The 12,446-nt window shown below is 39.2% G+C and carries 9 protein-coding genes and 2 tRNA genes; 3 read left to right on the top strand and 8 right to left on the bottom strand.

Features of this window, described 5'->3' with window-relative positions; all coding sequences use genetic code 11:
* Nucleotides 1–17 precede the first annotated feature (17 nt).
* The 6 genes from M0R16_06515 to M0R16_06490 are packed head-to-tail and all read right to left on the bottom strand — an operon-like array spanning nt 18 to nt 7,253.
* Nucleotides 18–770, bottom strand: coding sequence for an NADH:ubiquinone oxidoreductase (locus M0R16_06515; GenBank protein ID MCK9612537.1), 753 nt, complete (start codon nt 768–770; stop codon nt 18–20).
* An 11-nt stretch (nt 771–781) separates the two neighbouring features.
* Nucleotides 782–2,296 carry an NADH dehydrogenase subunit gene (locus M0R16_06510; protein ID MCK9612536.1) on the bottom strand — a complete coding sequence of 505 codons (1,515 nt, stop codon included), beginning with the start codon at nt 2,294–2,296 and terminating at the stop codon, nt 782–784.
* 7 nt (nt 2,297–2,303) lie between these two features.
* Nucleotides 2,304–3,734: a hypothetical protein gene (locus tag M0R16_06505; protein ID MCK9612535.1), complete on the bottom strand. Its 1,431-nt coding sequence runs from the start codon at nt 3,732–3,734 to the stop codon at nt 2,304–2,306.
* Complete coding sequence (locus M0R16_06500; GenBank protein MCK9612534.1) at nt 3,734–4,366, bottom strand: hypothetical protein; 633 nt, start codon at nt 4,364–4,366, stop codon at nt 3,734–3,736. The genes M0R16_06505 and M0R16_06500 overlap by 1 nt, the downstream gene beginning before the upstream one ends.
* A complete protein-coding gene (locus M0R16_06495) occupies nt 4,367–5,275 on the bottom strand; it encodes an NADH-quinone oxidoreductase subunit H (protein MCK9612533.1) in 909 nt (302 codons plus the stop codon).
* Between the two features lies 1 nt (nt 5,276).
* Nucleotides 5,277–7,253 carry an NADH-quinone oxidoreductase subunit E gene (locus M0R16_06490; protein ID MCK9612532.1) on the bottom strand — a complete coding sequence of 659 codons (1,977 nt, stop codon included), beginning with the start codon at nt 7,251–7,253 and terminating at the stop codon, nt 5,277–5,279.
* A gap of 163 nt (nt 7,254–7,416) precedes the next feature.
* On the opposite strand from M0R16_06490, the gene M0R16_06485 reads away from it, so the two are divergent.
* Nucleotides 7,417–7,488: transfer RNA gene (locus tag M0R16_06485), tRNA-Met, on the top strand.
* 93 nt (nt 7,489–7,581) lie between these two features.
* On the opposite strand, the gene M0R16_06480 is transcribed toward M0R16_06485, so the two are convergent.
* Entirely contained in the window at nt 7,582–7,809 is a 228-nt protein-coding gene (locus M0R16_06480; protein ID MCK9612531.1) for a hypothetical protein, read from the bottom strand.
* Nucleotides 7,810–8,001: 192 nt separating this feature from the next.
* Entirely contained in the window at nt 8,002–8,946 is a 945-nt protein-coding gene (locus tag M0R16_06475; protein ID MCK9612530.1) for a hypothetical protein, read from the bottom strand.
* A 691-nt stretch (nt 8,947–9,637) separates the two neighbouring features.
* On the opposite strand from M0R16_06475, the gene M0R16_06470 reads away from it, so the two are divergent.
* Nucleotides 9,638–9,712 (top strand) — tRNA-Glu (locus M0R16_06470).
* A 257-nt stretch (nt 9,713–9,969) separates the two neighbouring features.
* Nucleotides 9,970–12,363 (top strand): transposase, encoded by a 2,394-nt coding sequence (locus M0R16_06465; protein ID MCK9612529.1) that lies wholly within the window; start codon nt 9,970–9,972, stop codon nt 12,361–12,363.
* Nucleotides 12,364–12,446 lie beyond the last annotated feature (83 nt).

Here is a 12,446-nt window from a genome sequence, read left to right as displayed (position 1 = left end):
GCTTATACCAATCGGTATTATATCTTTCCTAAAAGTTGCAACAATCCGTTGATAATCGTAAGTGGATGAGGCGGACAGCCGGGAATATAAAGATCGGGCGGATGTTTTTCAAAAAAACTGCGGTTCAACGCGTCGCTTTCTTTAAAAATTCCTCCGCTCAGGGCGCATGCACCAACAGCAATGATTATTTTGGGACTGGGTATCGCTTCATAAGTAAGCTCCAGCGCATGCAAACTGTTTTCAACTAATGCTCCTGTAACCACCAATCCGTCGGCATGGCGCGGCGAAGCCACAAACTCGATTCCATAGCGGCTCATATCGAAATTAACATTATCAGCGGCATTCAGTTCCAACTCACAACCATTACAACTGCCGTCAGATACCAAGCGCAGTTTCAGTGAACCGCCAAATAACTGGTGTATTTCATTGCGTATCAGCTCGGAATTAAATTTAATACTTCCTGTGCTGGAATTTATTTTTAAAAGATCCAGATTATTGGATGCAATTTTATAATCGTTGCTGAACCGGATAATATCTTCTGGGCACGCTGCACATTCTCTGCAAAAAACACAACTTCCCAAATTCAGGGTAAGCGGCTGCAAAGTTATAGCTTCTGTAGGACATAACTGCACGCATTCATTACAGTTTTCTATGCAGGCTTGTGCTTTTATTTCAGGTTTGCCGTGATGCAGTTCCGTCAGACATACCTTCTGTAAATCCTTAATATATTGCTTCCCCTGGTGCTTTAAAATCTTTATGGTACGTATCATAATGATTGCTTTTACAGATCGTTGCCGCAGTATGACAAATTAAAACTTTTGTTGCAGACTGGAAAATCAGAAATATCGTTGTTTCGCACTGCCAGCGCCAGCGCCATCCAATTATGCAGCGAAGGATCTTTTATCTTATAGTTTTTCAAATATCCTTCATTATTTGTAACGGCACAATGACAAATTTCTCCACGCCAGCCTTCAGTAAGCGAAACGGCAAACATATCTGGTGCGGATTTCAATTTTTCCGGTTTATTATTCTGCGGCTTCCCATCCATGCTATATTCCGACAATAATTTACGAATGTGTTTCAGCGACTGCCTTATTTCCAGGTCGCGCAGTTTAGCTCTGGCTTTTACATCGCCCCCTTCAAGAACCACCGGGTTATGCTCCATGTTACCATAAAAAGCAAACGGATGCGAAACTCTTATGTCGCGGTTAAGCCCTGCCGAGCGAGCTGCCATGCCCACGGCACCTATCAACTGGTTTTGTTCATGTGTAATAATGCCCGTACGCTCGAAACGTGCAAGCACGCTGGGCATGTCGAATGTTTTATCGCTTATTTCAGTATAACGCTTTTCAAACAAATCCAGATTGTGTTTTATTTTTGAAACTAGCGCTGTGTCAAACACAAACGGTTCATAGCCACAACGGATGAGTTTGCGCCCGAAACGGTTGCCGCACCAGATTAAAAATGTGTTGATGATTATCGTTCGCAATCCTTGCAATACAGCACTGCCCAATTGGAAAGCAACGTCGGTACATAATGCCGAAAGGTCGGCGGTATGCATGGCGATCCGTTCAAGCTCGCAGGCAATCGTGCGGGAAATCTGCAAATTTTCAGACACATGGATATTATTCAGCGTTTCAACTATTTGTGCGAATGCCGTGCTGTGCCCGATAACCGTATCGCCGACTATGCTTTCTGCAAGCAGTGTCTGATGCAACAAGCTTTTATTCTTCGACATAAGTTGTTCAATGCCGCGATGCTGGTATCCAAGTTGTATTTCTAAGTGCAGCACTTTTTCGCCGTTACAGATAAAACGAAAATGCCCGGGCTCAATAATTCCTGCATGTATAGGCCCAACGCCAACTTCATGCAATTCGTAACTACTGATGTGGTAAAACGGGTAATTCCCGATCGCAGCACTTTTATCATTCCTGTTAAAAGGGTATCTCACCGGTTTCTGCCATGGATGTCCGGAAAACATCACACCATACTGCTCATGAATTTCACGTTCAAAAATATGTACGGCATAATGGCGTGCAGCCAGTGATTCGAGTGGTGTTTTATCTGTCAGCGGTTTTGAAAAGGATGTGACACATAAGTTGTGTGCAGCATCATCGGCAATAACAGCAATGAATCGTAACAAATCCGGAGTCTCTGGAAAAGCATAATAATTGACACAATGACAATCCGGGTTCCTGAGCAGTCTGGACACCTCCTGAAAAAAACCGGTGTACTCAAGCAATGGGATTTGCTGAAGCGGAACGGAAGAGTTATTTTCAAGAATGATGTGGTTCATATGCAGGCTACTTTGGTAATGTGACTATTGCGGCGTGTATCATATCAAGTAAAAAAGGCGGAGGATAAATACTTACGGCCAGTGCGGCTATCAAAAGCACTAGTTGCGGCACACTTTCCCATCTGCTGATTTTTTCCCCTTCAGCCAGCACTTGCGGCTCAATCTGCCCGAACAATGTTTTAAAAAAGTATTTGGCAAGAGTATAAATGATAAAACACAGCAGCAGCATTATCAGCACCGCTACCACAGCATATCCGCCGCTGAACATGGAATAGAATATTAAAAATTCCGTATAAAAAAATCCCGAAGGGGGTATGCCCGACAGCATGATAAAAGCCACAATCAGCACCAAGCCGCCCAGGGGATTCACGCTGAAATATTTTCCTATGAGGTAAACTTTTTTGGTTTTATAAAAACGGATGAGCTGGCCTATCTGGTAAAAAATACCGGCTTTCACCAGCGTGTGAATGATCAGGTGTAAAATTGCAGCAAACCAGGCTATTCCTCCGACAGCAATAGCAACGGCGACTATTCCCATATTTTCAATGCTTGAATATGCAATGAGCCTTTTAAAGTTTTTTACTTTGACCAGGTAAATCGCGGCAAATAACACCGAAAGGCAGCCGATAATGAGCAATACATGATTCATCCATCCTGCAATGGAAGATTTTGAAAGCAGGATATAAAACCGGAATATTGCCACAAAACCGACATTCATGAGCGAGGTGGATACCATCGCACTCACCGGGCTGGGCGCCACAGAATGCGCGTCAATACAAACCGTATGAAGCGGGAACACACCCATCTTAACGCTGAAACCAATGACAATCAGCAAAAAGGCAAGCTGCAGCATCATTTTATTCTGTATGCTTATAAACACATTCTGCAAGCCGGAAAATGTAAATATTGACGAATGAAATCCGCTGATGCTGATGTCGAGAAGCAATATTCCGATGAACGAAAATGACAACCCTATGGTGGAGATAAAAACATATTTCCATGTGGCTTCAATGGCTTCGGAAGTGCGCTCGTGATAAATAAGCAATGCAATGGACAAGGTGGTGGCTTCGGCGAATATCCACATAACACCGATATGGTTCGACAAAAAAACGCCTGTCATGCTGCTGATAAAAATAACCATGGATGCAAGGTAGTATGCCCTGTGCGCTATGGAATCGCTGCGTTTTTTGAAATATACAAAACTCTGAATAATCGTTGTAACGGAAATAATGGTAAGCAACGAAAGAAATATCATGCCCAGCGGGTCTGCCATAAAATAGTCGGGAAACCTGATTTCTCCGCAAACAAGCAAATATCCATTCAGAAACAACTGCAAAGCAACAAACAACGACATAGCCGTGTATTGCACAAACTCTTTCCTCAGCAGCGCCATCAACGCAGCAATAATTACAGCCGATATGAAATAAACAAGTATCATCAATCTTTGAGCTTGCTTAGTTTTGTTATTTCAAAATCTTTAGAGATGTATCGTATTCTGCTCAGGAAAAATCCGAACAGCAACACGCTTACAAGTATGTCGAGCAAAATTCCCGCATTGACTATCATAGGCATTTCGTTTCCGACCGAAAAGGCCAGCAACACGATGCCGTTTTCAAGTATCACATATCCTATGATGTGGGTGATGATTTTTTTACGTGAAATCATTAAAAACAATCCTGTGATAATGGCTGAAAAAGCGGCAGTGAAATATACGATCTTCTGAAAACTTTCATTCAGGGAAAATGTGAGCATAAAACTCAGTATTATCAGCACCGACACTATGATAAGCGAATTAAATCCTGAAATATAAGGTTCCACCTCGCGCTTGATATTGTTTTGCCTGATGGTTCTTTTAAGATAATACGGAACAACCATGGCTTTGAAAATTAAGGTTTCCAGCAGGATAAAAATAAAATTGATGATATTCATTTCGTTCAGTTCAATGAGGGCAACACCGAACAGCAGGAAGCCCTGAATCATCAACAGGTTGATGAGAGTAAACAGCCGGCCCGAAATGGCCGAATAAAACAAGGTGATGATGAATATGATGGTCAGTAATGTTGTCATCAATTAAAAATGTTTTGTTATGATTAATAAAACACTGAAGAACACCAGAATGGCTATGGGCGTCAATGTGAGTATCGCCTGGTTGTTGTTCCTGAGTTTGTACCGCGCCCTGAACGATTCGAGCAAACCCACCAGCACAGCAAAACAAAACTGCACCGCAATAAAAATCAACAACAAATAATGAAGAGGCGTTTCGGGAGTTAAAAAGAAATTTGCCATCAGGCATCCAAAAACAGCAAACTTCAGCGCCGACGCAAACTGTATCATGCCCAGGTCAAAGCCCGAAAAATCAAGCACCATTACTTCGTGCACCATAGTGAGTTCAAGATGTGTTTTGGGATCATCATAAGGCATGCGGCTGTTTTCGATCATGATGATTTGTATAAGTACATACACAGCAAGCAGTCCTGTAAAAACGGCTAAATACGAATCAAAATACAATGAATTATAAATTTCATAAAACGAGCTGTAGCCGGTAAGCATGGCAAACGAAGCCATCAGCACAAAAAAGGCAGGTTCAATCAGCATGGAATACAGCGCTTCGCGGCTCGCGCCCATGCCTTCGAAGCTGCTGCCTGTATCCATGGCTCCGATGATCATAAAGAATTTTCCCAGTCCTAGTGCATAGGCAAAGAATACAAAGTCGCCCTTAAACGACAGTACACCACTCTGCCCGCCAACCGGCAGGAACAACATGGCCATGATGATAGAAGCCAGATATACGGGCGGCGCCAAGCGGAAAATAATACTGGTAGTGGCGCTGTAAACATTCCCTTTTCTCAACAAACGGAAAATATCTTTCATGGGCTGAAACACCCCGGGGCCTTTTCTGCCCGACGCCATGCTCTTGACACGCACTATTATGCCCGGAAAAAAGATTGCACAAAATAATATCAGTAAAAATCCGGTCATGTCATATTATATTTAAAACGGTCAACACCAGCAGCAATATAATCATCAGAAAAGCATACAAAATATAATGCTGCGTATTTCCTGTTTGAATAATCGCCAGCTTAGAAAACATCCTGTTAAGAAATTTTATGGATTTCCCGAAAACTTTTTTCTCCATCATGTCTTCACTTTCGGTTTCGAATCCGCGCTGTTTTGGAAAAATATCCCCGGGCTCCATCGTCCGGTAATTGGTTTTTATGTTCAATAAGGGCTGTGCGATATCGGTATAGTTTTCGGCAAAGGATGTGGCGGTATATTGTCCTTTAGGTATTGGCCCGTCATAGGCGCAGCCCCAGGTGCCGGCAGATTCTTTGGCAGCATTTCGCGTGATGATTTTTCGTAAAAAAACAAGTAGCAGAATTATGCCAATCAAAATTATTCCGGCAATGCCGATATTCCGGATCAGAGGTAATGTATTATGTGATAAAGGATTTTCGGGAATGTCGGCATATAAACTGTTTACAACAAAGGTAACAGGGCGAAGTGCAATCTGAGGGAACAAACCTATAAATACGATGCAGGCTGCAATGATAAAAAGTGGTACGATCGTATGCCATTTTGCTTCTGTAACACCCGTTAAATCTGATTTTCGTTCATTGCCCAGGAATACCGCGCTGTATGCCTTGGTAAAACAAAACACTGCCAGCCCGCCAATAATTACCAGCCCAAGCAACGATAACAACATTAGCACTTTTATCCAGATCCCCTGCCCCGACAACCCAATGATGAAGCCATTATAAATCAAAAATTCGGAAACAAATCCGTTGAATGGCGGTAAGCCGCATATAGCAACAGCAGCAATTAAAAACAACAGGGCCGTAATGGGTATCTTTTTAATCAGCCCGCCCATAAATTCAATATTGCGCGTATGTGTTTTCATGTAAACGATGCCCGCACCATAAAACAGCAACGACTTAAACAGCGAATGATTCAGCACGTGCAACAGGCATCCGGCAAAACCCAGAAAAGCCAGCGCAGGATTTTGAATGGCAATTCCGATAAGTCCGATACCCATGCCAATGCCGATGATCCCGATGTTTTCGATGCTGTGGTAGGCAAGAAGTTTTTTCAGGTCGTGCTGAATGATTGCCCAGGCTACACCACCGATACCCGAAACCAACGATACAAACAGCACGATGATGCCAATCCACAAAATATCCGTCTGCAAAAACATAACTATACGTAATATTCCGTAAATGCCAAGTTTTATCATCACTCCCGACATGACCGCAGATACGTGTGTGGGTGCAGCAGGATGGGCATGAGGCAGCCAGGTATGAAAGGGGATGAATCCTGCTTTGATGCCAAACCCTGCAAAAAACAACAAAAACATAGGAATATTTATGCTTTGATAAAAATATTGCTGCAGCGCTTCAAAAGAATATGAATTTGTTTTTATATGAAGTAAAATGAAGGCGGCTATCAGAAACAATGCGCCGATATGCATCTGAACCAGGTAATTGATTCCTGCCCGGAGCACACTGCTTTTTTCATTTTCGAAAATCACCAGCATGAACGAAGAAACGGCCATCAGCTCCCACACAACTAAAAATGCAACACCATGATGCAGCATGGTAACAAGCAACATCGAAAAGTGCAGCAGAAAAAATGAAAAATAATGTATGGATAATTCGGCGGATGATTTATTATTGTACATTTTCATGTATTCAACAGAAAATAAAGACCCGGTAAGCACGGTAAAATTAATTATGCAGATAAATAATGCCGATAACGGGTCGGTTATCAATTCGAGCTTTTGCCCCCAGAAATTGATTGGGAGGATTTCGCAAAAGGTTTTTCCCGACACCAGCACATCTATGCATATTCTGGTGCTGAAAACCACCATGATGCCGATAAGTATCAGGGTAAAATAGGCCTTGGCATTACGGGGAACTGCAAATACCAGCAGCGCACAAAACAGCAGAGCTATAAAAAACATTACATTAATATTAAACGGCAAAAGTACCTTTAAAAATATTTTCAATCCCTTATTGAATTAAAAATAATCAACCGTCTGCGGTTAATTATTCATGCCGTGAAAAATATTTTTTCATAAAAACCTTGTCAGAAGATAAAGTTGTTGTACCTTTGCCGTTACATACTGCGGGATGGAGCAGTGGTAGCTCGTCGGGCTCATAACCCGAAGGTCATAGGTTCGAGTCCTATTCCCGCTACAAAATAAGGCCTGTAAACATTGATTTTACAGGCCTTTTATTTTTTTGAGTAACAATATAGTAACAAAAAAGACTAAAACAAGGGAAAAGTTGTTATCTTTTTTTCTTCAACAAATAATGATAAACAGGGGTGCTGCTACTACCAGAAGAAAAAGCATAAGCTTGCACAAACTCCCAGCCTATTGAAGCCATATAATTCAGTGCATCAATCATTGAATTAAACTTTTTAACCTTCCCTGTTGTTTCATCTATAATCCTTGTATCCTTAAAAAAAGACCTTTCCTCACCATAATCAACACTAACTGTAACTTTTGTTCCCAAAAGATTACTTATGCCTACAATTTGGCAGTAATTAAAATCTTGTTTATTAACGGTATCATTAGTTTAATTTTGAGCCAAAACAAATACAGGACTAAAAATCAGAAATAATAAAAATAGTTTTTTCATGTTTTATTTTTTAAACATAAAATGAAAAGCATGGGCATTGGAAGAAATGCCCATGTTTAATAATCTTTATTTATTAGGAATACCTAATATCCACTTTTTCTGTTCTTTGTCATAATATTCCTTAGGTGATGATGGCTCACCAGGATTCCAAATATTCAAATTCCGATCATACCAGCTTTTACCATCTACACCTTTAAATTTAAAATCAAAATTTGTTTTCTCCGTGGGGGTACCGGCGGCATCAGTTTTAGTGACAAATTCATAAAGCTTTAAACTCATGTCAGTATTTGAAATTGTTATCGGGAATAATAAAATACCATAGTAAGAATCATCAGGTAATATTTCTACATCTACATCACTAATAAGTTTATAATTCTTTTTGTTCACTGCAATAATTTGTGATGGCAGCCCTAAAGGATAATCAAAAGAAATTAAACCTTTTTTCCTTTCCGAATCCCATTTAGCAAACATGCCCGTTGACCACTGTATTAAACTTTTATCTTGGTCAATAGCACTTTTGGGAAGTTTAATAAAATTACCTGAACCTGCCGGGTTTTCATAATCTACTAAAGTCGGATCACCTAATTTTGTTACCGGTTTAATGGGGTCTTCTCCTTCGATCCTTAAATAGATTCTTGCATCACTCATTTTTAATACATGACCAGTATTATTTGTTATTTTAACTTTCATTACAACAAGCCAGTAATTACCAGCCCCAAAGGTGTATTCATACATTTTGCCCTGATAAGGTTGATAAAGAAGGTTCGCATTAGTAAGGCCTTTTACATCATCAGAAGTAAAAGAAAATAATTCTGAATGATTATATGTAACTTTAGGTGATAATGGTTCAACTTCAATCGTTAATCCACTTTTTGTTTGTTTTGCGTCACAGCCATTGAACTCTAACATTTTGTAAGTTGAAATCTGAACATCTTTTGTCTTTTGAGACATTACCATTACTGGCAACATCATTAAAACTGCAATTACATTAATAAAATACATTTTTTTCATAATAAACTCTCCTTTTTTAGTTGTTGTTAATAATTTATTTTCCTAATTATTCTTATTATTTGTAAAAAAAACAGTGTGGCCAATTGCCTACGCTGTTTCAGAGGTCCGACCAAGAACCGACAAACAAGAGTAATGCAAAGACCACGCTTTCGCGTGGCGTTTTGCTTATCTTCCTGTTTGTCTTTAGAAATTTGGTCGTTTTCTGAAACAGAATTTCGCTAAACGCTATATTTTATATTTCCTTTTTTTACATTTTCTTTAAATTTTGTTACACAAGTTTATTCATATATCAAAATCAAAAATAATCATTTTTAAATAAATACAAAAAAAAGTTGTGGGTCAGCAAGATTTGGCTCTTTGGCTTTTGCATGAGCGAAAGCTTTGTGTGTCGGGGCAAAAGACAAAGTGCCAAATGTGCGATGGCTTTCTGCTTTTCTTTTATGCGGGTCGGCAAAAAAACTAAATGTTTTGTATTTTAGTGAAAAATAAAAAACCTAACTATTGTTTTTTCTGACGGTAAATATTATGGTTTTTTTCCCCCGCTACAAAAAAAGGTTTGTAAGTGTTGATATTGCACGCCTTTGGGCTTTTACTGCCTATAGGTCTTAAAATTTTCAAAGTATTTCCTAAACCAAAAAAATGTTATAATTTTGTGTCTGTATAAGCGTTCATCTCAATACTAATACCGCACGGCCCCGTCTTCTAGTGGTTAGGAAAATAGATTCTCAGTCTAAAAACATGAGTTCGATTCTCATCGGGGCTGCCAAATAAATATAAAATCGCCCATAAACATTGATTTATTGGCGATTTTCTTTATAATGGGGTACGATACGGGGGGCTAAAAAAATTGCTGCGAAATAATGGATTAGGTTCAACCTAATCTTATTTTTACTTACTAACGTCTACATTACTTAAAATGTCTTTATCCACTTTTAGTGTATATTTTCTTATCCATTTTTCTCACAAACAAAATTGCATTTCTAAAATATTTTGTACTTTGCATAGCCTTTAAAATATTATGAAATGCCTTTATTCCAATCTTCCGTACTGAAAAAATACTTGCAAGACCTTGATAAAACTCAAGTACAACAAGCATTCAGCAAATTTGTTGAAAAATTTGGCGATAAAAACAAACAGGATAATATTCGTAATGCGAAGGAAGAGCAGTATCAGGAAGGTTTTTTAAGAGAATTGTTTTGTACTGTTTTGGGCTATACCATTAATCCCGAAAACAATTATAACCTGACTACCGAGTATAAAAACGAAAAGGATGCCAAAAAAGCGGATGGCGCCATATTAAAAGACAACAAACCTGTCGCAATAATTGAATTAAAAGGCACAGACACCATTGATTTAGATACGGTAGAGCAACAGGCTTTTAATTATAAAAACAACCAGAGTGCCTGCAAATATGTTATCATTTCAAACTTTGCAAAACTGCGTTTTTATATTGAAAATGCAATAGATTTTGAAGAATTTGACCTGTTTAACCTGACACAGGATAAGTTTGAATTACTTTATTTGTGTTTGGCTGAAAAATGCCTTTTAAACGACATTCCGCTTGCTATAAAGCAGGCATCGGTAGCACAAGAGGAAAACATTACCAAGAAACTTTATAACGATTATTCGGCTTTTAAACGTGTGCTGTTTGCCAATATAGTTGAACTGAATCCGAATTATGACAAGCTATTGGTTTACAAAAAAACACAAAAACTGTTAGACCGCCTTCTTTTCATATTCTTTGCAGAGGACAGGCTGTTACTACCGCCAAACTCCATAAGAGAAATTTTAAAGCAGTGGGAAACGTTAAGGGAATTGGACAGTTACACGCCTTTATACGAAAGATTTAAAAAGTATTTTGGCTACCTCTTAACAGGGCATAAGGGCAAACAGTATGAAATATTTGCTTACAACGGCGGTTTGTTTGAACCCGATGATGTGTTGGATAATATTACTATTGACGACACATTGCTTTTTGCTCATTTGACCCGCTTAGCCGATTACAATTACGAAACAGAAGTTGACGTAAATATTCTCGGACATATTTTTGAACACAGTTTAAGCGAAATTGAACAAATACAGGCAGAACTTGAAGGGAAAGAAACCGATAAAAGCAAAACAAAAAGAAAAAAAGACGGAATTTTTTATACGCCAAAATACATCACCAAGTACATTGTTGAAAGCACTGTTGGTGCTTTATGCAACGAAAAGAAAAATGAATTAGTGATTAATGAGGATGAATTTGGCTATGCCAAACGCAAAGAAAAAAAGAAAAAGTTGGTTGAAAAACTTGATGCTTATCGAAATTGGTTGCTGAAACTTACTATATGCGACCCTGCCTGTGGTTCGGGTGCATTTCTTGTGCAGGCATTGAATTTTTTAATTGACGAACACAAATTAATAGATGAATTACAGGCAAGGGTTTTGGACAGCAGCATAGTGTTCCCGAATATTGAAAACACTATTCTTGAAAACAATCTTTACGGGGTGGATTTAAACGAAGAAAGTGTTGAAATAGCCAAACTATCATTATGGCTGCGTACTGCACAAAAAGGGCGTAAACTAAGCTCGCTGAATAATAATATCAAATGCGGAAACTCTTTGATTGATGACCCTGCTGTTGCAGGCAATAAAGCTTTTAACTGGCAAAAAGAATTTCCGAATATTTTTAAAGAAAAGAAAAAGAAGATATGGCATATTACCACCGCTACCCACGATACGCGCACTTCGCAACGTATGGTTGAATACAGGGTACGGCAGCGAAAGGCCGACGGAGAGATGCATATTGACCGTTCTATATGTTTTGACGAAGAAGATTCGGTAAAAATCACCGAAATACTTTGTGATATTATTACTGAAGATGCGCTGAATTGTCTGGCTTATAATGTTTGTTACGACCATATTCATATCATACTGGTATGCGAAGAAGAAGAACTGGCCAATATTGTAAGAAAGCTCAAAGGAAAATCTGCACAGAAATTTAAAGAATACAAAGCCATTGCCAGCGACGAGACCTTTCACCTTTGGGCGCAAAAATTCAATAAGAAAGAGATTACTAATGACCGGCAATTGGCAGCCACAATAAATTATATACAAACAAACAGGATAAAGCACTCTCTGCCTGACATCAGTAAGGGGCTGCAGCCCATTGCTGATAACAGTGCAGCAAACAATGATCTCAAGGACCCCGCAGATTACGATTACAAGGGGCAGCAGCCCCTTGTGATGATGGGTGAGAATAAGGGCTTACAGCATTTCATAGATAAAATGACCTGTACCATCGAACACGCTTTCCGCACCGAATACAAAGGCGGTTTTGATGTGGTTATTGGAAATCCACCGTATGCTGGTAGAAGTAGTTCAATTAGTGATACTGTAAGCTTACCTGAAAGTCGGCCATTTGAGATTAGAGTTTAGCCGAAGCGCCAGCGAGGCGTTTCGTATTGAATTTTAATTTTAAATTAGCTATATGAAAGCAAAACGATTTACAGAAAATCAGA

This window comes from Bacteroidales bacterium (genome assembly GCA_023228145.1).
GTDB lineage: Bacteria > Bacteroidota > Bacteroidia > Bacteroidales > CAIWKO01 > CAIWKO01.
Note: the sequence above shows the minus strand (reverse complement) of the source record. Positions and strands in the feature narration are given on the sequence as shown.